This is a genomic window from Streptomyces sp. NPDC031100 (assembly GCF_055570785.1).
The window spans coordinates 353,575-374,505 of sequence record NZ_JBVIGN010000003.1 but is presented as its reverse complement, the minus strand read 5'-3'; the positions used below and the strand labels follow the sequence as shown (position 1 = coordinate 374,505).

The window sequence follows — 20,931 nt, the reverse complement described above, 5'->3', positions numbered from 1 at the left end:
CCACACCAACGGCCGGGCTCCAGGACCCGCTGTCCCCACGCTTAGGCGTGGGGGGGGGGATAGGGGGGGGAAGGGGCAGGGGAGGGGGGGGGGGGCGGGCTCCCCCCGCCCCCCCCCCCCCCGCCCCCGTGGCTCAGCGCCGCCCGTCGTTCGGGTTCAGCAGCCCGGCCCGCCGCAGTGCGTCCGCCATCGCGCTGTTGGCCGGCGCAGGCGCCTGACGCCCGCCCCGGTCACCGCCGCGGCCCTGCCGCTGGCCCTGGCCGCCGCGCTGGCCCTGCCGCTGCTGCGGCGGCCGCCCGCCGCCACCCCGCTGCTGCCTGCCGTCCTGCCCCTGCGGCGCGGCCTCGTCGTCCAGCCGCAGCGTCAGCGCGATCCGCTTGCGCGGGATGTCCACGTCGAGGACCTTCACCCTGACGATGTCACCGGGCTTCACCACGTCCCGCGGGTCCTTCACGAACGTCTTCGACATCGCCGAGACGTGGACCAGGCCGTCCTGGTGGACGCCGACGTCCACGAACGCCCCGAAGGCCGCCACGTTCGTGACCACGCCCTCCAGGATCATCCCGGACGACAGGTCGGAGATCTTCTCGACGCCCTCCTTGAAGGTGGCCGTCTTGAAGGCGGGCCGCGGGTCGCGCCCCGGCTTCTCCAGCTCCCTGAGGATGTCGGTGACGGTCGGCAGACCGAAGGTGTCGTCCACGAAGTCGGCCGGGCGCAGCGAGCGCAGCACCCCGGTGTTGCCGATGAGCGCGGCGACCTCCTGGCCGGACGTCTTCACCATGCGCCGCACCACCGGATACGCCTCCGGGTGCACGCTGGAGGCGTCCAGCGGGTCGTCGCCTTCCCGGATGCGCAGGAAGCCCGCGCACTGCTCGTACGCCTTCGGGCCGAGCCGCGAAACCTTCTTCAGCTCGGAGCGCGACCGGAACGGCCCGTTGGCGTCCCGGTGCGCCACGATGTTCTCGGCCAGGCCCGAGGAGATGCCGGACACCCGCGACAGCAGCGGCACGGACGCGGTGTTGACGTCCACACCGACGCCGTTCACACAGTCCTCGACGACCGCGTCCAGCGAGCGGGACAGCTTCACCTCGGACAGGTCGTGCTGGTACTGGCCGACACCGATCGACTTCGGGTCGATCTTCACCAGCTCGGCCAGCGGGTCCTGGAGCCGGCGGGCGATGGAGACCGCGCCGCGCAGCGAGACGTCCATGCCGGGCAGCTCCTGCGAGGCGTACTGCGACGCCGAGTACACGGACGCGCCCGCCTCGGACACCATCACCTTGGTGAGCTTCAACTCCGGGTGCTTGGAGATGAGTTCAGCGGCGAGCTTGTCGGTCTCCCGGGACGCCGTGCCGTTGCCGATGGCGACCAGGTCGACCGCGTGCTCCTTCGCCAGCCGCGCCAGCTTGGCGATCGCCTCGTCCCACTTGTTGGCCGGGACGTGCGGGTAGATCACGTCCGTTGCCACGACCTTGCCGGTCGCGTCGACCACGGCGACCTTCACGCCCGTACGGAAGCCGGGGTCCAGGCCCAGCGTCGCGCGCGTGCCCGCCGGGGCGGCCAGCAGCAGATCCCGCAGGTTCGCCGCGAACACGTTCACCGCCTCGTCCTCGGCCGCCGTACGCAGCCGAAGGCGCAGGTCGATGCCGAGGTGCACCAGGATGCGGGTGCGCCAGGCCCAGCGGACCGTGTCCGTCAGCCACTTGTCGGCGGGGCGGCCGCGGTCGGCGATCCCGAAGCGGTGGGCGATGATGCCTTCGTACGAGGACGGAACCGATGAGGAATCAGCCGGCTCCTCCGGCTCCAGGACGAGGTCCAGGACCTCCTCCTTCTCGCCGCGCAGCATCGCCAGGATGCGGTGGGAGGGCAGCTCGGTGAACGGCTCGGCGAAGTCGAAGTAGTCGGCGAACTTGGCGCCCGCCTCCTCCTTGCCCTCCTTCACCTTGGCGGCCAGTCGCCCGCGCACCCACATGCGCTCGCGCACCTCGCCGATCAGGTCGGCGTCCTCCGAGAACCGCTCGGTGAGGATCGCCCGCGCGCCATCGAGCGCCGCCTGGGGATCGGCGACGCCCTTGTCGGCGTCCACGAACGCGGCAGCGGCGGCGAGCGGCTCCACGGTCGGGTCACCCAGCAGCCCCTCGGCGAGCGGCTCCAGGCCCGCCTCCCGCGCGATCTGCGCCTTGGTACGCCGCTTGGGCTTGTAGGGCAGGTAGATGTCCTCGAGCCGCGCCTTGGTCTCGGCGCCCCGGATCTGCGCCTCCAGCTCCTCGGTGAGCTTGCCCTGCTCGCGCACCGACTCCAGGATCGCGGTCCGCCGCTCCTCCAGCTCCCGCAGATAGCGCAGCCGCTCCTCGATCGTGCGCAGCTGCGCGTCGTCGAGCATCTCGGTCGCTTCCTTGCGGTAGCGGGCGATGAAGGGCACCGTCGAACCGCCGTCGAGCAGCTCCACCGCGGCCTTCACCTGCCGCTCCCGTACGCCGAGTTCCTCGGCGATCCTGCCTTCGATGGACCCTACTTCGAGGGACTCGGGTGTCGTCACGATCCCGTACCGCCTTCTCCACTGAGGTTGCGCGGCAATTGTGGCAGGTGACACCGACAACCGGGGCTCAGGGCGGCGCCGCGGCGAGGGCGGTTCCGGCACCGTGTGGCAGAAAAGGTGGGAAACTCGTCATTGCCGCCATCCCGTGCCCCCGCCAAGAATCGAACCATGGCGCAGCGAACCGTTCTCGTCGTCCTCTTCGACGGCGTGCAGAGCCTCGATGTCACTGGTCCTGTGGAGGTCTTCGCGGGTGCGGAGAAGCACTCCCCGGGGACGTACCGCATCCGTACGGCCTCGCTGGACGGTGCTCCCGTGCGGACATCCAGCGGCCTGACCGTCGTACCGGACGAGGCCCTCACCCACGCGCCCGTGCCGCACACCCTGCTCGTCCCGGGTGGCGAGGGCACCCGCCGTCCCGACCCGCGCCTGACGGACTGGCTGCGCGCACGAGCGCCCCGCGCCGAGCGGCTGGTCTCGGTGTGCACCGGTGCGATCCTGCTGGCCGAGGCGGGCCTGCTGGACGGCCGCAGGGCCACGACCCACTGGGCGTACTGCGACACCCTCGCCCGCAACCACCCGGCCGTCGAGGTCGACGCCGAACCGATCTACGTCCGTGACGGCGAGCTCTCCACCTCGGCCGGTGTCACCTCCGGCATCGACCTCGCCCTCGCCCTGGTCGAGGAGGACCTGGGCCGGGACGTCGCCCTCACGGTCGCCCGGCACCTGGTGGTCTTCCTGCGCCGGCCCGGCAACCAGGCGCAGTTCAGCGCCCAACTCGCCGCCCAGACCGCACAGCGCGAACCTCTCCGGGAGGTCCAGCGATGGATCAACGAGCACCCCGCCGCCGACCTGAGCGTCGAGTCGCTCGCCGCCCGAGCCCGGCTCTCGCCCCGCCACTTCGCCCGCGCCTTCCGGGAGGAGACCGGCATGACACCCGGCCGCTACGTCGACCGCGTCCGCCTCGAACACGCCCGCCGGCTCCTGGAGGACACATCCGACGGGGTCGAGGAGGTCTCCCGTGCCAGCGGCTACGGCACCCCGGAGGCCATGCGGCGCGCGTTCCTCAAGTCCCTCGGCACACCGCCCGCGGAGTACCGAAGGCGCTTCCAACCGGCCTCCACCCACTGAAACCGGCATCCGCCCACCGAAGGGGAACGCCATGCACATCGCCATGGTCGTCTACGACCGCTTCACCGCTCTGGACGTCGTGGGACCCTACGAGGTCCTCAGCCGTCTCCCGCACGCGCAGGTCGACTTCGTCGCCGAGCGGCCCGGTCCCGTACGTACCGAGACCGGCTTTCTCGCCCTCACCGCGGACAAGGCCCTCGACGAGGTGACGAGCCCCGACATGGTCGTGGTGGCCGGAGGCCCCGGCACCTTGGCCCAGCTGGAGAACCCCGCCCTGCTGGACTGGCTGCGCACCGTCGACGCGACGAGCACCTGGACGACCTCGGTCTGCTCGGGCTCGCTGCTGCTCGCCGCCGCGGGTCTGCTGAAGGGCCGGCGCGCCACCAGCCACTGGGCCGCACTGGACCTCCTGAAAGGGTTCGGCGCCGAACCGACGGGGGAGCGGGTCGTCACCGACGGCAAGTACGTCACCGCCGCCGGGGTCTCCTCCGGAATCGACATGGGCCTCACCCTGGTCGGCAGGATCGCGGGCGACGAGCACGCCCAGGCCGTCCAGCTGCTGACCGAGTACGACCCGCAGCCGCCGTACGACGCGGGCTCCCCGGACAAGGCGCCCGCGCACCTCGTGGCGGAGTTCCGCACCGGCAGCCGTTTCACCCTCGTGTAGGCACGCTCCAGGTGAAGCGCGGCTGTCTGCGCTCCAGGAACGCGGCGACGCCCTCCGCGGTGTCGCCGCTGCCGCGCGCCTGCTCCGCCCAGTGGGCGTCCCGGTCGGTGCGGCCGTTCGCGAACTCCTTCGCGGCGGCCTGCGTGAGCTGGGAGCGCGACGCCAGGATCCGGGTCAGCTCGGCGACCCGCTTGTCCAGTTGGCCCTCGGGCAGCACCTCGTCCACGAGTCCGGTGCGCAGCGCCCTTGATGCGTCCATCAGCTCGGCCGTGAACAGCAGGTACTTGGCGGCGGCCGGTCCCACCAGCGACACCAGCCGGCGGGTGGACGACGCCGGGTACACGATGCCTAGCTTCGCCGGGGTCACCCCGAACAGCGCGCCCTCCTCCGCCAGCCGCAGATCGCAGGCCGCCGCGAGCTGGGCTCCGCCGCCCACGCAGTGGCCGCGCACCGCTGCCAGGGTCGGCTTGGGGAAGGCGGCCAGCGCCTCCTCGGCCGCCACCGCCAGCGACTGCGCCTCGGCGGACGAGCCCTGGAGCGTGGAGATGTCCGCACCCGCGCAGAAGGTCGTGCCCTCCCCGGTGAGTACCATGGCCTGCACGTCCGGGTCCGCCGCCAGCTCGGCCAGCAGCGGCGGCAGGGCGCGCCACATGGCGGCCGTCATGGCGTTGCGCTTGGCCGGATGACGGATGACGACCGTGGCGACGGAGTCGACGACGTGGTGCGACAGGCGGGGCTCCATGCGCCGGATGCTATCGGCCTGCCCACCAGGCCTATGACAGCAGCCCAACAAACCCGTACAACCCGAAGAGTTCGCGAACCGGCGTCGCAGGGACAGGAACAGTCCTACAACTGACCATGTCATACGCCAACGGTCAGATCCGTTCGATACCAGCTGACTTCTGTTCAGTCCTGCGGAGAGGAGCGGATTGTTACCAACACTCGACGTGTGGTGACAATCGAGCGCGAGGGTGGCGACCGGACGATGGACAACCACGGGCGCGGGGACGGCCCGCGCCCAGCGGGGGGCGCCGAGCGGCCGCCCGATCCACTGCCCTACGAGGGAGTGTGGCGGTTCACCGCGCCCGCCGTGGACGTCTCCGTCCCGCAGGCGCGGCGCGCCGTACGGGACCTGCTGCTGCGCCAGGGCGTACCGGTCTCCGACGACCTGGTGTACGGCCTGCTGCTGATCGTCTCCGAACTGGTCACGAACGCGGTCCGGCACGCGGCGCTGCTGTCGCCGATGCTCGCCGTGGAGGTGGCCGTCGGCGCCGAGTGGGTGCGGGTGTCCGTGGAGGACAACCACCCCTACCGCCCCACCGCCCTGGAGGCCGACCACGGCCAGACCGGCGGCCGAGGACTGCTGCTGGTCCGTGAGGTGGCCCGGGAGGCGGGCGGGGTGGTCGACGTGGAGCACACGGCGAGCGGCGGCAAGGTGATCTGGGCCGCCCTGCCGCTCAAACCCGTGACCCTCATGTGAGGCGGGACTACCAGCCCGCGGACGCGCCCGTCAGTTCCCTGATCGCCGGACGGGCCGCGTCCAGCACGGTCATGAACCACGCCGAGAACGGGTCCCTGGCGTGCCGCTCCGCCAGCTCGGCCGCCGTCACGAAAGCCGTCGCCCCGACCTCCTGCGCATCCGGTGCGAGCGGCGCCTGCACCAGGCCGACGAACAGGTGGTTGAACTCCTGCTCGACCAGGCCCGAGGCCGGGTCCGGGTGGTTGTAGCGCACCGTGCCCGCCTCGGCGAGCAGCGAGGGCGAGACGCCCAGCTCCTCGTACGTCCGCCGGGCCGCCGCAGCGAACGGCGCCTCGCCGGGGTAGGGGTGGCCGCAGCAGGTGTTGGACCACACACCGGGGGAGTGGTACTTGCCGAGCGCCCGCTGCTGGAGCAGCAGCCGGCCCTGCTCGTCGAAGAGGAACACCGAGAACGCCCGGTGCAGCTGCCCCGGCGGCTGATGGGCGGCGAGCTTCTCCGCGGTGCCGATCGTCACGCCCTTGTCGTCGACGAGTTCCAGCAAAATCGCCTCTGCGGTGCCGTTCGACGAGCTGGTCGTCTCGGTGGCAGGTGTGATCGGCATACCCATCCTTCGCCTCGGTCTTCGCACCCCAAGTCTGCCGTACGAATCCGGCACTCCCGGCACTTCCCGGCACGTCCGCATGTCCCGTGGGCGGGGCATCGATGGGGGGCCCGGTAGATCATCGTGCCCGGCGCACACCCCCGGGAATCGCCTCGCGGTGTCGAACGGATGTGCGTACGGTCAGTGGCACAGTCGGGCTTCGTGCTCCGCGTGTCCGCCCGGCTCCAGCTGGAAGGTGCAGTGCTCCACATCGAAGTGGTCACCCAGGCAGCCCTGCAGTTCGTGCAGCATCTTCTCGTTCCCGATGGCGTTCAGCACGTCCGAGCTGACCACCACGTGCGCGGACACCACGGGCATGCCCGAGGTGATCGTCCAGGCGTGCAGATCGTGCACGTCCTCCACGCCGTCCAGGGCCAGGATGTGCGCCCGCACCTCCGCCATGTCGACGTCCTTCGGGGCCGCCTCCAGCAGCACCTCCAGCGTCTCGCGCAGCAGCTTCAGCGTCCGCGGCACGATCATCAGCCCGATGACCAGCGAGGCGACCGGGTCGGCCGCCTGCCAGCCCGTGGTGAGGATCACGGTCGCCGAGATCAGCACCGCCACCGAGCCCAGCGCGTCCGCGGCCACCTCGAGGAAGGCGCCGCGCACGTTCAGGCTCTCCTTCTGCCCGCGCATCAGCAGCGTCAGCGACACCGAGTTCGCGACCAGGCCGATCAGACCGAACACGATCATCAGGCCGCCCGCGGTGTCCGCTGGGGTGAAGAACCGCTGGATCGCCTCGAACAGGACGTATCCGCCGACCCCGAGCAGCAGCAGGCAGTTGGCCAGGGCGGCGAGGATCTCGGCACGGGCGTAGCCGAAGGTGCGGTTGGTGCTCGGCGGGCGGTTCGCGAAGTGGATGGCGAGCAGCGCCATGCCGAGGCCCACCGCGTCCGTCGCCATGTGCGCCGCGTCCGCGATCAGGGCGAGCGAGTCCGCGAGGAGACCGCCGACGATCTCGACCACCATGATCGTGAGCGTGATGCCCAGCGCCACGCGCAGCCGGCCGCGGTACGCGGCCGCGGCCGTACCCGTGGGCGGCGCATGGCTGTGCGCGTGCCCGTGGTCGTGCCCTGCCCCCATGAGGAAACCACCCTTCCGTGTTGCTCCCGAGCTGACAGTGAACTACGGGAGGGGGGTATCGGGCAACGCGGCACTGAACACCGTTGTCATGTGCCCTGACCTGCGCAAACGTTCCGCTGGTCAGGGCCTCGCCGGATCACTTCCCGTGGTGCACCTGCCAGCCCTGCCAGGCCGACTCGACCATCTCCCGCACCCCGCGCCGGGCCCGCCAGCCGAGCGTCTCGGCGGCCCGCTCGGCCGAGGCGACCGCACGCGGCGCGTCCCCCGGGCGGCGCCCCTCGACCACGGGCGCCCGCCGGTCGCCGGTGACCTCACCGATGACCGCGATCAGCTCGCGCACGGAGACGCCCTCACCGCGGCCGATGTTCAGGGTCAGATCGCCCGCCACGTCGTCGGCGGCCAGTCGCCGGGCCGCCGCCAGATGCGCCTCGGCGAGGTCGGCCACGTGGATGTAGTCGCGGATACAGGTGCCGTCCGCCGTCGGATAGTCGGCACCGAAGATCCGCGGGGCCTCGTCGCGGGTGAGCCGGTCGAAGACCATCGGCACGATGTTGAACACGCCCGTGTCCGACAGTTCCGGCGCGGCGGCGCCCGCCACGTTGAAATAACGCAGACAGACCGTGGAGATGTTGTGCGCCCGGCCCGCAGCCCGCACCAGCCACTCCCCGGCCAGCTTCGTCTCGCCGTACGGGTTCACCGGCGCGCACGGGGTGTCCTCGGTGATCAGGTCCACGTCCGGGTTGCCGTACACGGCCGCCGAGGAGGAGAACAGCAGCCGGCCGACACCGGCCTCGGCCATCGCGTCCAGGAGGGTGGCCAGGCCGCCCACGTTCTCCCGGTAGTAGCGGGTGGGCTGGGCTACGGACTCGGCGACCTGCTTGCGCGCCGCGAGATGGACGACGCCCGTGACGCCGTACTCCGCGAAGACCTGCTTGAGCAGTTGCCCGTCCAGCGTCGAGCCCTCGACGAGCGGCACGCCGGCCGGCAGCCGCGCGGGCACGGCGGCCGACAGGTCGTCCAGCGCCACGACGCTCTCCCCGGCGCCCGCCATGGCCCGTGCCACATGCGCCCCGATGTATCCGGCTCCGCCGGTGATCAGCCACGTCATGGTCGACCACCCTATGCCGACCCGTCCGCCTGTCCGTGATGATGGGGGATGCCCGGTTCTGCGCTCACGGTTTGTGGGGCGGGCCCCGGATCCCCGATGATGATCTCGGCAAAGGCCGGGGCAGCCCCCGTGGGCCGGACCGTGAACGGCCGGTGAACACGGGCTTGTGCCCATCGGATACCCTCTGCCGACACGCCGCCCGGGAGCCGCAGGCAGGGGCGCCCCATCACACAGAAGACCGGCGCCGCCGCGCCGGCACCCAGGGAGTGAGTTCGGTTGTCGACCGCCATCGTCACCGGTCAGCCGGTCCCCGGATCGTCGCTCGAGAGCGATCTGCGGTCCCTCGGCTTCGACGTGCACGTGGTCGGCGACGTCTCCGAGGCGGAGACCCAGCTCGCGGCCGTCCCGGCCGACCGGCGGGTGGCCCTGGTCGACGCCCGCTTCGTGGGCCACCTGCACGCCCTGCGCCTCGGCCTCACCGACCCGCGCTTCCCGCTCGCCGCCGTCCCCGGCGCCCTCACCGCCCAGCCGGCCGCCCGGCAGGCGCTGACCCGGGCCCTGGCCCGCGAGACCTCCAGCGGCGGCGGCACCGCACTGGCCGTCGACAGCGTCGCCGACCGCGTCGTCACCGCGCTCGACGCCGACGGCAGCGAGGTCCACCGCCCCGAGCTGGGCAGCCTGGTCGCCGCCGTCCCGGCCGACCCGCAGGCCCGCAACGAGGCACGGCAGGCCGTCGCCGCCGTCGACGACGAGGCCGTACGTCTGAAGTCGGCCGTGAAGTCCCGCGACGGCTTCTTCACCACGTTCTTCATCAGCCCCTACTCGCGCTACATCGCCCGCTGGTGCGCCCGCCGGGGCCTGACCCCCAACCAGGTCACCACCGCCTCGCTGCTCACCGCCCTGATCGCGGCGGGCTGCGCGGCGACCGGCACCCGGGGCGGTTTCATCGCGGCCGGCGTGCTGCTGATCGCCTCCTTCGTGCTGGACTGTACCGACGGCCAGCTCGCCCGCTACTCCCTGCAGTACTCCACGCTCGGCGCCTGGCTGGACGCCACCTTCGACCGGGCCAAGGAGTACGCCTACTACGCAGGCCTCGCCCTCGGGGCGGCCCGCGGCGGCGACGACGTGTGGGCCCTCGCCCTCGGCGCGATGATCCTGCAGACCTGCCGCCACGTCGTGGACTTCTCGTTCACCGAGGCCAACCACGACGCCACCGCCAACACCAGCCCCACCGCGGCCCTCTCCGGCCGGCTGGACAGCGTCGGCTGGACGGTCTGGGTGCGCCGGATGATAGTGCTCCCCATAGGTGAGCGGTGGGCGATGATAGCCGTGCTGACGGCGGCCACGACCCCGCGGATCACCCTCTACGTGCTGCTCATCGGCTGCGCCTTCGCCGCGACGTACACCACCGCGGGCCGCGTGCTGCGGTCGGTCACCCGCAAGGCCCGGCGTACCGACCGGGCCGCGCAGGCGCTGGCGGACCTCGCCGACAACGGCCCGCTCGCGGGGCTTGTGGCGAATGCCACCCGCGCCCGCCTCGGCGCCCCGCTGCTGGTGGCCCTGGCCGGCACCTCCGTCCTCGCCGTCTCCCTGTTCTCGGGGGTCACCTGGGCGCCCGTCGCCGGTGCCGTCGTCTACGCCGTCACCTCGGGACAGGCCCTCTACCGCCCCCTGAAGGGCGCCCTCGACTGGCTGGTCCCGCCGCTGTTCCGGGCCGCCGAATACGGCACCGTTCTGGTTCTGGCAGCCCGCGCGGACGTGAACGGCGCCCTTCCTGCAGCTTTCGGGCTGGTGGCCGCCGTCGCCTACCATCACTACGACACGGTGTACCGCATCCGCGGAAACGCCGGAGCGCCGCCGGCCTGGCTGGTGCGCGCCATAGGGGGGCAGGAAGGGCGGACGCTGTTCGTCACCGTGCTGGCCGCCCTGCTCACCGCTTCGCAGTTCAAGGTCGCGCTCACGGTCCTCGCCGTGGCCGTCGCCCTGGTGGTGCTCGTCGAGAGCATCCGCTTCTGGGTGTCCTCCGGGGCGCCCGCCGTACACGATGAAGGAGAAACCGCATGATCGGCCTCGTGCTGGCGGCCGGCGCCGGACGGCGTCTGCGCCCCTACACCGACACTCTGCCCAAGGCTCTGGTGCCGGTGGGCCCTGAGGGCGCCGAGGACTCGATCACGGTGCTCGACCTCACACTCGGCAACTTCGCCGAGGTGGGTCTGACCGAGGTCGCGATCATCGTCGGCTACCGCAAGGAGGCCGTGTACGAGCGCCAGGCGGCCCTCGAGGAGAAGTACGGCCTCAAGCTCACCCTCATCGACAACGACAAGGCCGAGGAGTGGAACAACGCCTACTCCCTGTGGTGCGGCCGTGACGCCCTCAAGGACGGCGTGATCCTCGCCAACGGCGACACCGTGCACCCGGTCTCCGTCGAGAAGACGCTGCTCGCCGCCCGTGGCGACGGCAAGCAGATCATCCTCGCCCTGGACACGGAGAAATCCCTCGCGGACGAGGAGATGAAGGTCGTCGTGGACCCCGCCAAGGGCGTCCAGAAGATCACCAAGCTGATGGACCCGGCCGAGGCGACCGGCGAGTACATCGGTGTCACGCTCATCGAGGGCGACGCCGCCGCCGAGCTGGCCGACGCCCTGCGGGTCACGTTCGAGCGCGACCCGCAGCTGTACTACGAGGACGGCTACCAGGAGCTGGTGAACCGCGGCTTCAAGGTCGACGTCGCGCCGATCGGCACCGTGTCGTGGGTCGAGATCGACAACCACGACGATCTCGCGCGCGGGCGGGAGATCGCGTGCCAGTACTGACCCGGCTGATCCCCTCGCCGGTCGTCGTCGACATCCGCCCGGGTGCCCTCGACGACCTGGCGAGCGTCCTCGCCGACGAGCGCATCTCGCACTCCGGCCGGCTCGCCGTCGCCGTCAGCGGCGGCTCCGGCGCGAAGCTGCGCGAGCGCATCGCCCCCTCGCTGCCGGGCGCCACCTGGTACGAGGTCGGCGGCGGCACCCTCGACGACGCGATCCGGCTGGCCGGCGAGATGAGGTCCGGCCGCTACGACGCGGTGGTCGGGCTCGGCGGCGGCAAGATCATCGACTGCGCCAAGTTCGCGGCGGCCCGCGTCGGCCTGCCCCTGGTCGCGGTCCCCACCAACCTCGCACACGACGGCCTGTGCTCGCCGGTCGCGACCCTCGACAACGACGCGGGCCGCGGCTCCTACGGCGTGCCGAACCCGATCGCGGTCGTCATCGACCTGGACGTGATCCGCGAGGCACCGGCGCGCTTCGTGCGCTCGGGCATCGGCGACGCGATCTCGAACATCAACGCGGTCGCGGACTGGGAGCTGTCCAACCGCGTCAACGGCGAGAAGATCGACGGCCTGGCCGCCGCCATGGCCCGCCAGGCGGGCGAGGCGGTGCTGCGGCACCCCGGCGGCATCGGGGACAACGACTTCCTCCAGGTGCTCGCCGAGGCGCTGGTGCTCACCGGTATCGCGATGTCGATCTCGGGTGACTCCCGGCCCGCCTCGGGCTCCTGCCACGAGATCAACCACGCCTTCGACCTGCTCTTCCCCAAGCGCGCCGCCAGCCACGGCGAGCAGTGCGGGCTCGGCGCCGCCTTCGCGATGTACCTGCGCGGAGCGCACGAGGAGGCGGCGTTCCAGGCCGAGGTGCTGCGCCGGCACGGGCTTCCGGTGCTGCCGGAGGAGATCGGCTTCACGGTGGACGAGTTCGTCCGTGCCGTCGAGTTCGCCCCGGAGACCCGGCCCGGCCGCTACACGATCCTCGAACACCTCGACCTCAAGCCGAACCAGATCAAGGACATCTACGTCGACTATGTCAAGGCCATCGGTAGCTGAACTCCGTCCGGTCGTCCACCCCGCAGGGGTCAAGGACCGGCGCAGCGGTGAGCACTGGGCGGGACGCCTCTACATGCGCGAGGTGTCCCTGCGCATCGACCGCTACCTGGTGAACACCAGGGTCACGCCCAACCAGCTCACGTACCTGATGACCGTCTGCGGCGTGCTCGCGGCCCCGGCCCTGCTGGTGCCGGGGATCGCGGGCGCCGTGCTCGGCGTGGTCGCCACCCAGCTGTACCTGCTGCTGGACTGCGTCGACGGCGAGATCGCCCGCTGGAAGAAGCAGTACTCGCTCGGGGGGGTCTACCTGGACCGCGTCGGCGCCTATCTGACCGACGCGGCCGTCCTGGTCGGCCTCGGTCTGCGCGCCGCCGACCTGTGGGGGAGCGGGCGCATCGACTGGCTGTGGGCCTTCCTCGGCACCCTCGCCGCGCTCGGCGCGATCCTGATCAAGGCCGAGACCGACCTGGTCGGCGTGGCCCGGCACCAGGCCGGGATGCCCCCGGTCAAGGAGGCGGCGTCCGAGCCGCGTTCGTCCGGCATGGCGCTGGCCCGCCGGGCCGCCTCGGCCCTGAAGTTCCACCGGCTCATCCTCGGCATCGAGGCCGCGCTGCTGATCCTGGTCCTCGCGATCGTGGACCAGGCCCGCGGCGACCTGTTCTTCACCCGGCTCGGCACCGCCGTCCTCGCCGCCATCGCCCTGCTGCAGACCCTGCTGCACCTGGTGTCCATCCTCGCCTCCAGCAGGCTGAGGTGAGCGCCATGACAGCTTCCCTGAAGGTCGGCGCGGTCATCATCACCATGGGCAACCGGCCCGAGGAGCTGCGGGCCCTGCTCGACTCCGTCGCCAAGCAGGACGGCGACACCGTCGAGGTGGTCGTCGTCGGCAACGGCTCGCCCGTCCCTGACGTCACGGAGTTCCCGTCGGTCGTCCGGACCGTGGAACTGCCCGAGAACCTGGGCATCCCCGGCGGCCGCAACGTCGGCATAGAGGCTTTCGGCCCCAGCGGCCGCGATGTCGACATACTGCTCTTCCTCGACGACGACGGCCTGCTCGCCCGGCACGACACCGCCGAGCTGTGCCGTGAGGCGTTCGGGGCCGACCCGAAGCTCGGCATCGTCAGCTTCCGTATCGCCGACCCGGACACGGGCGAGACCCAGCGCCGGCACGTGCCCCGGCTGCGCGCCTCCGACCCGATGCGCTCCTCCCGGGTCACCACCTTCCTCGGCGGCGCCAACGCCGTCCGTACCCGCGTCTTCGCCGAGGTCGGCGGCCTGCCCGACGAGTTCTTCTACGCCCACGAGGAGACCGACCTGGCCTGGCGGGCCCTCGACGCGGGCTGGATGATCGACTACCGGTCCGACATGGTGCTCTACCACCCGACGACCGCGCCCTCCCGGCACGCGGTGTACCACCGCATGGTCGCCCGCAACCGGGTCTGGCTGGCCCGCCGCAACCTCCCCGTGCCGCTGGTCCCCGTCTACCTCGGGGTCTGGCTGCTGATCACCCTGCTGCGCCGCCCCTCGGTACCGGCCCTGAAGGCCTGGTTCGGCGGCTTCAAGGAGGGCTGGACCACGGCGTGCGGCCCCCGCCGCCCCATGCGGTGGCGTACGGTGTGGCGACTGACCCGCCTGGGCCGGCCCCCCGTCATCTGACAAGCTCGACGTGCGGGGCCGCGCCCTGCGGGCGCGGCCGGGGACGGATCCGACCAACCCGGACCACGAGCACGACCGCACGACGAACACGACGTACTCGAACACGACGTACTCGAAGACGAAAGCTTCCACCTGTGAGTGAGACAACCCACGACGGCGGTGTCGCGGTGACCGCGGCACCGTCGCCCGACGAGGGACTGTCGGCGGCCCAGCTCGCCGCCAAGTACGGGCTCGCCGTGAGCGGTGCCCGGCCCTCGCTCGTCGAGTACGTCCGGCAGCTGTGGGGGCGGCGCCACTTCATCCTCGCCTTCTCGCAGGCGAAGCTCACCGCCCAGTACAGCCAGGCCAAGCTCGGCCAGCTGTGGCAGGTGGCCACCCCGCTGCTGAACGCGGGCGTGTACTACTTCATCTTCGGCGTCATCCTGCACGCGAGCCGGGGCATGTCCAAGGACGTGTACATCCCGTTCCTGGTCACGGGTGTGTTCGTGTTCACCTTCACCCAGAGCTCGATCATGTCGGGCGTCCGCGCGATCTCCGGCAACCTGGGCCTGGTGCGCGCCCTGCACTTCCCGCGCGCCTCGCTGCCCGTCTCCTTCTCGCTCCAGCAGCTCCAGCAGCTGCTCTTCTCGATGATCGTGCTGTTCATCGTGGCGATCGGCTTCGGCAGCTACCCGAGCCTGTCCTGGCTGCTGATCGTGCCGGTCCTGCTGCTGCAGTTCCTCTTCAACACCGGGCTCGCGCTGATCGTGGCCCGCATGGGCGCCAAGACGCCGGACCTGGCCCAGCTGATGCCGTTCATCCTGCGGACCTGGATGTACACGTCCGGTGTCATGTTCTCCATCCACAGCGTGATGGCCGGGCGTCCCGAGTGGACGGTCCGCCTGCTGCAGGTGAACCCCGCCGCGGTCTACATGGACCTGATGCGCTTCGCGCTGATCGACGGCTACGGCGCCTCGAACCTGCCGCCGCACGTGTGGGCCATCGCCCTGTTCTGGGCCGTGGTGGTCTTCGCGGGCGGGTTCGTGTACTTCTGGAAGGCGGAGGAGAGGTACGGCCGTGGCTGAGGAGAACACGCGGGACCTGCGACCGACGGTCATCGCGGACGACCTGCACATCGTCTACCGCGTCAACGGCGCGAAGACGGGCAAGGGCAGCGCGACGGCCGCCCTCAGCCGCATACTGAGGCGAGGCTCCGACGACGCGGCGCGCGGGGTGCGCAAGGTGCATGCCGTCAGGGGCGTGTCCTTCGTCGCCTACCGCGGCGAGGCGATCGGCCTGATCGGCTCCAACGGCTCCGGAAAGTCCACCCTGCTGCGTGCCATCGCCGGCCTGCTGCCCGCCGAGAAGGGCAAGGTCTACACCGACGGCCAGCCCTCGCTGCTCGGCGTGAACGCGGCCCTGATGAACGACCTCACCGGCGAGCGCAACGTCATCCTCGGCGGACTCGCCATGGGCATGTCCCGCGAGCAGATCAAGGAGCGCTACCAGGAGATCGTCGACTTCTCGGGCATCAACGAGAAGGGCGACTTCATCACGCTGCCGATGCGCACCTACTCCTCCGGCATGGCGGCCCGGCTGCGCTTCTCCATCGCCGCCGCCAAGGACCACGACGTCCTCATGATCGACGAGGCGCTGGCCACCGGTGACCGCAAGTTCCAGACGCGTTCCGAGGAGCGCATCCGGGAACTGCGCAAGGAGGCGGGCACGGTGTTTCTCGTCAGCCACAACAACAAGTCCATCCGCGACACCTGCAACCGTGTCCTGTGGCTGGAGCGCGGTGAGCTGCGCCTGGACGGCCCGACCGAAGAGGTCCTCAAGGAGTACGAGAAGTTCACGGGCAAGTGACCCGCTGACCCGTTTCGGTCAGGGCCCTGTCGGAAACCGTCCGGTGGGGCCCTGCGTCTGCAAAGGAAACGTCAACTCCGCGCGGCCTTAGGAATCTTGACGCCAATCGGTGTGTTGTTGTGATGTGCAGGACACCCCGACGGACCTCACTGCGTTGTACAACGTAAGCTGTACTGGTGCCGGAAAGCGGCAAGTGGGGCGATAATGCCCGACATCCTGCGCCGGGCTGCCCCACGGACGGCCGGGCGGCGTGTCCGAAATAGTGTGCATTGGGTCGGCAGTGTAGAACGGGAGATGTGACGGCAATGGCTACGGAAACTCCCCAGCTCAGCGCAGCATGTGCCGTCCCCGCCCCGGGCAGCGCGCGGTGACGGGAACCGACACGGCGCCGGATCTGGAGCGCGCCACACTGGACAAGGCCGCGAGCGAGAACTTCCCCGTGGCCCCCTTCTTCCTGCCCCGGGCCTGGCGCGACGACCTCATGGCCGTATACGGCTTCGCCCGCCTCGTGGACGACATCGGCGACGGCGACCTCGCCGCCGGCGGAGCCGACGCACGCGTGCTGGGCGTCCCGGCCGCCGAGGCCGAGGACCGGCTGACCCTCCTCGACGCCTTCGAGACCGACCTGCGGCGTGTCTTCGACGGCACGCCGCGCCACCCCCTGCTGCGCCGCCTCCAGCCCACCGTCCGCCGCCGCGCCCTCACCCCCGAGCCCTTCCTCGGCCTGATCGCCGCCAACCGCCAGGACCAGCTCGTCGCGCGCTACGAGACCTACGACGACCTCCTCGCCTACTGCGAACTGTCCGCCAACCCCGTCGGCCGTCTCGTCCTCGCCGTCACCGGCACCTCGACCCCCGAGCGGATCCGTCTCTCCGACGCGATCTGCACCGCACTCCAGATCGTGGAGCACCTCCAGGACGTCGCCGAGGACTTCGGCCGCGACCGGATCTACCTGCCCGCCGAGGACATGAAACGCTTCCACGTCCAGGAATCGGATCTCGCCGCGAAAACCACAGGCGCATCGGTGCGCGCCCTGGTTGCATATGAAGCGCAACGCGCCCGCGATCTGCTGAATGAAGGCGCCCCCCTGGTGGGTAGCGTCCACGGCAGGTTGAAGCTGCTGCTCGCGGGGTTCGTGGCGGGGGGAAGGGCGGCGATCCGGGCGATCGCCGCCGCGGAATACGACGTACTTCCCGGCCCGCCCAAACCCGGCAAGGTCCAGTTGCTGCGTGAGGTGGGCGTGACCCTGCGAGGAGAGGGGTGATCCGGGCCGTGGAGTCTGTGCCACACGTGTCCGCGCCGGTACTCGCCGCCTACAGCTACTGCGAGGCCGTCACCGGTCAGCAGGCTCGTAACTTCGCGTACGGCATCCGGCTGCTGCCGACGCCCAAGCGGCGCGCCATGTCGGCGCTCTACGCCTTCTCCCGGCGTGTCGACGACATCGGCGACGGCGACCTGCCCCGCGAGGTCAAGGTCGCGCGCCTGGAGGACACCCGGGCGCTGCTCGCCCGCGTCCGCGAGGGAGGGGTCGCGGAGGACGACACCGACCCGGTGGCCGTCGCCCTCACCCACGCCTCCCACGCCTTCCCGATCCCGCTCACCGGCCTGGACGAGCTGATCGACGGCGTCCAGATGGACGTGCGCGGGGAGACGTACGAGACCTGGGACGACCTGAAGGTCTACTGCCGCTGCGTGGCCGGCGCCATCGGCCGTCTCTCGCTCGGCGTGTTCGGTACGGAACCGGGGGCGCGCGGCGCCGAGCGCGCGCCCGAGTACGCCGACACGCTCGGTCTCGCACTCCAGCTCACCAACATCCTCAGGGACGTCCGCGAGGACGCCGAGGGCGGCCGTACCTATCTGCCCGCCGACGACCTCGCCAAGTTCGGCTGCTCGGCCGGGTTCGACGGGCCGACCCCGCCGGAGGGCTCCGACTTCGCGGGCCTCGTGCACTTCGAGGTCCGCCGGGCCCGCGCTCTTTTCGCCGAGGGCTACCGGCTGCTGCCCATGCTCGACCGGCGCAGCGGCGCCTGTGTCGCCGCCATGGCCGGCATCTACCGGCGGCTGCTGGACCGCATCGAGCGCGACCCGCAGGCCGTGCTGCGCGGCCGGGTCTCGCTGCCCGGACGCGAGAAGGCCTACGTCGCCGTACGCGGACTGTCCGGCCTCGACACCCGGAACGTGTCTCGGCGCACCGTCAGGAGGCGCGCCTGATGGACGCCGTGGCCCCATCCGGTTCCGACCGCCCGATGCGGCGGGCAACCCTCCGCTGCGGCGTGGCGTCCCTGACTGCGACGGCCGACCGTGCACCGTTCATCCAGCACGCTCGGTACGCAGGGAAGGACGCACGATGAGCGACGGCTCACGCCACACCGAGGCGCACGCCGACATCCCGGCACCGGCAGGGCGCAGTGCCGTCGTGGTCGGTGGCGGCCTCGCCGGGATCACCGCGGCGCTCGCCCTCGCCGACGCGGGCGTCCGGGTGACCCTGCTCGAAGGCAGGCCGAGACTGGGCGGCCTCGCCTTCTCCTTCCAGCGCGGCGACCTGACCGTCGACAACGGCCAGCACGTGTACCTGCGCTGCTGCACCGCCTACCGCTGGTTCCTCGACCGCATCGAGGGTGCGGCGCTGGCACCGCTGCAGGATCGTCTCGACGTGCCCGTACTCGACGTGAACCGGCCCGAGGGACGGCGGCTCGGCAGACTGCGGCGCGACGCCCTGCCTGTACCCCTGCACCTGGGCCGGAGCCTGGCCACCTATCCGCACCTGTCGCTCGCCGAGCGTGCCGCGGTCGGCCGTGCCGCGCTCGCGCTCAAGGGGCTCGACCTCGCCGATCCGACCCTGGACACGCAGGACTTCGGCAGCTGGCTGGCCGCTCACGGCCAGTCGGCGCGTGCCGTCGAGGCCCTGTGGGACCTGGTCGGGGTCGCCACCCTCAACGCGGTCGCGGGCGACGCCTCGCTGGGGCTCGCCGCGATGGTGTTCAAGACCGGTCTGCTGTCCGACCCGGGCGCGGCCGACATCGGCTGGGCCCGCGTCCCGCTGGGCGAACTGCACGACCGGCTGGCCCGCAAGGCGCTCGACTCCGCGGGCGTCCGTACCGAGGTCCGTACACGCGTCACCTCCGTCTCTACCAACGAAAACGGGACCTGGAGCGTTCAGGTTCCCGGCGAGACGCTTCAGACGGACGCGGTCGTCCTCGCCGTACCCCAGCGCGAGACCCACGACCTGCTGCCGCCCGGCGCCCTCGACGCCCCCGAACAACTGCTCCGGATCGGCATGGCGCCGATCCTCAACGTGCACGTCGTCTACGACCGCAAGGTGCTCGCCAGGCCCTTCTTCGCCGCCCTCGGCACCCCCGTGCAGTGGGTCTTCGACCGCACCGACGCGTCCGGGCTCGCCGAGGGGCAGTACCTGGCGTTGTCTCAGTCGGCCGCGCAGGACGAGATCGACGCGCCGGTCGCCGCGCTCCGCGAGCGCTATCTGCCCGAGCTGGAACGACTGCTGCCGGGCACGCGCGGCGCGGCCGTGAAGGACTTCTTCGTGACCCGGGAGCGCACGGCGACGTTCGCCCCCACCCCCGGCGTCGGGCGGCTGCGGCCCGGCGCCCGCACCAAGGCCCCCGGCCTGTACCTGGCCGGAGCGTGGACCGCCACCGGGTGGCCCGCGACCATGGAGAGTGCGGTCCGCAGTGGAGTGAGCGCGGCCGACGCCGCGCTGAGCGCCCTGGGCCGGCCCCGCCCCCGCCACCTCTTCGAGTTCGAGGAGGCGGCCTGATGCTCGATCAGCAGCCGGCGGCAGGCTCCCGCACCCCCGGTACCGCAACAAGAGGAGAGACTGTGCCCACTGTTCCCCCGGCCTCGACGCCCGCTCGGAGGACCGCGGTGGACGTGACCGCGCTTCTGGAGCGCGGCCGGACCCTGGCCACACCGGTCCTGCGTGCGGCCGTGGACCGGCTGGCGCCTCCGATGGACACCGTCGCCGCCTACCACTTCGGCTGGATCGACGCCGCCGGCAACCCGGCCGACGGCGACGGCGGCAAGGCCGTGCGCCCCGCCCTGGCGGTGCTCTCCGCCGAGGTCACCGGCGCCGCACCCGAGGTGGGCATCCCCGGGGCCGTCGCCGTCGAACTCGTCCACAACTTCTCGCTGTTGCACGACGACCTGATGGACGGCGACGAGCAGCGCCGGCACCGCGACACCGTCTGGAAGGTGCACGGACCCGCCCAGGCCATCCTGGTCGGCGACGCCCTGTTCGCCCTCGCCAACGAGATCCTGCTGGAGCTCGGCACCGTCGAGGCCGGCCGCGCCACCCGCCGTCTGACCGCCGCCTCCCGGGCCCTGATCGACGGTCAGGCACAGGACATCTCCTACGAGCACCGCGACCGCGTCAGCGTCGCGGAGTGCCTGGAGATGGAGGGCAACAAGACCGGCGCACTGCTCGCCGCCTCCAGCTCCATCGGCGCGGTGCTCGGCGGCGCCGACGACCGCACCGCCGACACGCTGGAGAAGTACGGCTACCACCTCGGCCTCGCCTTCCAGGCCGTCGACGACCTCCTCGGCATCTGGGGCGACCCGGACGCCACCGGCAAGCAGACCTGGAGCGACCTGCGCCAGCGCAAGAAGTCCCTGCCCGTGGTCGCCGCGCTCGCGGCCGGCGGTTCGGCTTCCGAGCGGCTCGGCGAGATCCTCGCCGCCGACGCCAAGAGCAGCGACTTCGAGAACTTCTCCGAGGAGGAGTTCGCAGCCCGCGCCGCCCTCATCGAGGAGGCCGGCGGTCGCGAGTGGACGGCCGAGGAAGCGCGCCGCCAGCACACCATCGCCGTCGAAGCCCTCGACGCCGTCGACATGCCCGAGCAGGTACGGGCCGCCTTCACGGCACTCGCCGACTTCGTCGTCGTACGAAAGAGATGATCACTATCGGTC

20 protein-coding genes are annotated in these 20,931 nt (G+C 71.5%); 15 read left to right on the top strand and 5 right to left on the bottom strand.

Annotated features, from left to right (window positions below; all coding sequences use genetic code 11):
- Window positions 1–133: 133 nt before the first annotated feature.
- Window positions 134–2,539, bottom strand: a complete 2,406-nt coding sequence (locus ACZ5DS_RS09540) for a Tex family protein (RefSeq protein ID WP_468235512.1) — start codon at window positions 2,537–2,539, stop codon at window positions 134–136.
- A gap of 168 nt (window positions 2,540–2,707) precedes the next feature.
- On the opposite strand from ACZ5DS_RS09540, the gene ACZ5DS_RS09535 reads away from it, so the two are divergent.
- The gene (locus tag ACZ5DS_RS09535; RefSeq protein ID WP_468235510.1) at window positions 2,708–3,667 is read left to right on the top strand and encodes a GlxA family transcriptional regulator; all 960 of its coding nucleotides are present in this window, start codon (window positions 2,708–2,710) and stop codon (window positions 3,665–3,667) included.
- Window positions 3,668–3,698: 31 nt separating this feature from the next.
- Window positions 3,699–4,334, top strand: coding sequence for a DJ-1/PfpI family protein (locus ACZ5DS_RS09530; RefSeq protein ID WP_468235509.1), 636 nt, complete (start codon window positions 3,699–3,701; stop codon window positions 4,332–4,334).
- Here the strand turns inward: ACZ5DS_RS09530 and ACZ5DS_RS09525 are convergent.
- Entirely contained in the window at window positions 4,321–5,076 is a 756-nt protein-coding gene (locus ACZ5DS_RS09525; protein WP_468235507.1) for an enoyl-CoA hydratase/isomerase family protein, read from the bottom strand. The two genes, ACZ5DS_RS09530 and ACZ5DS_RS09525, sit on opposite strands and share 14 nt — an antisense overlap.
- A 243-nt stretch (window positions 5,077–5,319) precedes the next feature.
- On the opposite strand from ACZ5DS_RS09525, the gene ACZ5DS_RS09520 reads away from it, so the two are divergent.
- Complete coding sequence (locus tag ACZ5DS_RS09520; protein WP_468236391.1) at window positions 5,320–5,814, top strand: ATP-binding protein; 495 nt, start codon at window positions 5,320–5,322, stop codon at window positions 5,812–5,814.
- Window positions 5,815–5,821: 7 nt separating this feature from the next.
- Here the strand turns inward: ACZ5DS_RS09520 and idi are convergent, their stop codons facing one another.
- The 3 genes from idi to galE form a co-directional block, all read right to left on the bottom strand.
- Window positions 5,822–6,415: an isopentenyl-diphosphate Delta-isomerase gene (gene idi, locus ACZ5DS_RS09515; protein ID WP_468235505.1), complete on the bottom strand. Its 594-nt coding sequence runs from the start codon at window positions 6,413–6,415 to the stop codon at window positions 5,822–5,824.
- A 180-nt stretch (window positions 6,416–6,595) separates the two neighbouring features.
- A complete protein-coding gene (locus ACZ5DS_RS09510; protein ID WP_468235504.1) occupies window positions 6,596–7,537 on the bottom strand; it encodes a cation diffusion facilitator family transporter in 942 nt (313 codons plus the stop codon).
- Between the two features lie 136 nt (window positions 7,538–7,673).
- Window positions 7,674–8,645, bottom strand: coding sequence for a UDP-glucose 4-epimerase GalE (galE, locus tag ACZ5DS_RS09505; RefSeq protein ID WP_468235502.1), 972 nt, complete (start codon window positions 8,643–8,645; stop codon window positions 7,674–7,676).
- A gap of 276 nt (window positions 8,646–8,921) precedes the next feature.
- Between galE and ACZ5DS_RS09500 the strand changes: the two genes are divergently transcribed.
- The 12 genes from ACZ5DS_RS09500 (at window position 8,922) to ACZ5DS_RS09445 (ending at window position 20,919) form a co-directional block, all read left to right on the top strand.
- Window positions 8,922–10,709: a DUF5941 domain-containing protein gene (locus ACZ5DS_RS09500; RefSeq protein ID WP_468235500.1), complete on the top strand. Its 1,788-nt coding sequence runs from the start codon at window positions 8,922–8,924 to the stop codon at window positions 10,707–10,709.
- Window positions 10,706–11,458 (top strand): phosphocholine cytidylyltransferase family protein, encoded by a 753-nt coding sequence (locus ACZ5DS_RS09495; protein ID WP_468235498.1) that lies wholly within the window; start codon window positions 10,706–10,708, stop codon window positions 11,456–11,458. The genes ACZ5DS_RS09500 and ACZ5DS_RS09495 overlap by 4 nt, the downstream gene beginning before the upstream one ends.
- The gene (locus ACZ5DS_RS09490; RefSeq protein WP_468235497.1) at window positions 11,446–12,507 is read left to right on the top strand and encodes an iron-containing alcohol dehydrogenase family protein; all 1,062 of its coding nucleotides are present in this window, start codon (window positions 11,446–11,448) and stop codon (window positions 12,505–12,507) included. Before ACZ5DS_RS09495 ends, ACZ5DS_RS09490 begins: the two co-directional genes overlap by 13 nt.
- Complete coding sequence (locus ACZ5DS_RS09485; RefSeq protein ID WP_468235495.1) at window positions 12,485–13,264, top strand: CDP-alcohol phosphatidyltransferase family protein; 780 nt, start codon at window positions 12,485–12,487, stop codon at window positions 13,262–13,264. The genes ACZ5DS_RS09490 and ACZ5DS_RS09485 overlap by 23 nt, the downstream gene beginning before the upstream one ends.
- 5 nt (window positions 13,265–13,269) lie before the next feature.
- Entirely contained in the window at window positions 13,270–14,163 is an 894-nt protein-coding gene (locus ACZ5DS_RS09480) for a glycosyltransferase family 2 protein (RefSeq protein ID WP_468235493.1), read from the top strand.
- 134 nt (window positions 14,164–14,297) lie between these two features.
- Window positions 14,298–15,227, top strand: coding sequence for an ABC transporter permease (locus tag ACZ5DS_RS09475; RefSeq protein WP_468235492.1), 930 nt, complete (start codon window positions 14,298–14,300; stop codon window positions 15,225–15,227).
- On the top strand, window positions 15,220–16,008 hold the full coding sequence (locus ACZ5DS_RS09470) for an ABC transporter ATP-binding protein (RefSeq protein ID WP_468235490.1): 789 nt from the start codon (window positions 15,220–15,222) through the stop codon (window positions 16,006–16,008). Before ACZ5DS_RS09475 ends, ACZ5DS_RS09470 begins: the two co-directional genes overlap by 8 nt.
- Before the next feature lie 367 nt (window positions 16,009–16,375).
- On the top strand, window positions 16,376–17,272 hold the full coding sequence (gene hpnC, locus ACZ5DS_RS09465) for a squalene synthase HpnC (RefSeq protein WP_468235488.1): 897 nt from the start codon (window positions 16,376–16,378) through the stop codon (window positions 17,270–17,272).
- Window positions 17,269–18,219, top strand: a complete 951-nt coding sequence (gene hpnD, locus ACZ5DS_RS09460) for a presqualene diphosphate synthase HpnD (protein ID WP_468235487.1) — start codon at window positions 17,269–17,271, stop codon at window positions 18,217–18,219. The genes hpnC and hpnD overlap by 4 nt, the downstream gene beginning before the upstream one ends.
- Window positions 18,219–18,359, top strand: coding sequence for a DUF6380 family protein (locus ACZ5DS_RS09455; protein ID WP_468235485.1), 141 nt, complete (start codon window positions 18,219–18,221; stop codon window positions 18,357–18,359). The genes hpnD and ACZ5DS_RS09455 overlap by 1 nt, the downstream gene beginning before the upstream one ends.
- Window positions 18,356–19,783 carry a hydroxysqualene dehydroxylase HpnE gene (gene hpnE / locus ACZ5DS_RS09450; protein WP_468235483.1) on the top strand — a complete coding sequence of 476 codons (1,428 nt, stop codon included), beginning with the start codon at window positions 18,356–18,358 and terminating at the stop codon, window positions 19,781–19,783. Before ACZ5DS_RS09455 ends, hpnE begins: the two co-directional genes overlap by 4 nt.
- The gene (locus ACZ5DS_RS09445; protein ID WP_468235482.1) at window positions 19,783–20,919 is read left to right on the top strand and encodes a polyprenyl synthetase family protein; all 1,137 of its coding nucleotides are present in this window, start codon (window positions 19,783–19,785) and stop codon (window positions 20,917–20,919) included. The genes hpnE and ACZ5DS_RS09445 overlap by 1 nt, the downstream gene beginning before the upstream one ends.
- Window positions 20,920–20,931 lie beyond the last annotated feature (12 nt).

Coding starts and splice junctions, on each gene's coding strand:
- ACZ5DS_RS09455 (WP_468235485.1), top strand. CDS start 18,219: ATGGACGCCGTGGCCCCATCCGGTTCCGACCGCCCGATGCGGCGGGCA.
- ACZ5DS_RS09445 (WP_468235482.1), top strand. CDS start 19,783: ATGCTCGATCAGCAGCCGGCGGCAGGCTCCCGCACCCCCGGTACCGCA.
- ACZ5DS_RS09485 (WP_468235495.1), top strand. CDS start 12,485: ATGTCAAGGCCATCGGTAGCTGAACTCCGTCCGGTCGTCCACCCCGCA.
- ACZ5DS_RS09525 (WP_468235507.1), bottom strand. CDS start 5,076: ATGGAGCCCCGCCTGTCGCACCACGTCGTCGACTCCGTCGCCACGGTC.
- hpnE (WP_468235483.1), top strand. CDS start 18,356: ATGAGCGACGGCTCACGCCACACCGAGGCGCACGCCGACATCCCGGCA.
- ACZ5DS_RS09535 (WP_468235510.1), top strand. CDS start 2,708: ATGGCGCAGCGAACCGTTCTCGTCGTCCTCTTCGACGGCGTGCAGAGC.
- ACZ5DS_RS09495 (WP_468235498.1), top strand. CDS start 10,706: ATGATCGGCCTCGTGCTGGCGGCCGGCGCCGGACGGCGTCTGCGCCCC.
- ACZ5DS_RS09530 (WP_468235509.1), top strand. CDS start 3,699: ATGCACATCGCCATGGTCGTCTACGACCGCTTCACCGCTCTGGACGTC.
- ACZ5DS_RS09520 (WP_468236391.1), top strand. CDS start 5,320: ATGGACAACCACGGGCGCGGGGACGGCCCGCGCCCAGCGGGGGGCGCC.
- idi (WP_468235505.1), bottom strand. CDS start 6,415: ATGCCGATCACACCTGCCACCGAGACGACCAGCTCGTCGAACGGCACC.
- ACZ5DS_RS09510 (WP_468235504.1), bottom strand. CDS start 7,537: ATGGGGGCAGGGCACGACCACGGGCACGCGCACAGCCATGCGCCGCCC.
- galE (WP_468235502.1), bottom strand. CDS start 8,645: ATGACGTGGCTGATCACCGGCGGAGCCGGATACATCGGGGCGCATGTG.
- ACZ5DS_RS09480 (WP_468235493.1), top strand. CDS start 13,270: ATGACAGCTTCCCTGAAGGTCGGCGCGGTCATCATCACCATGGGCAAC.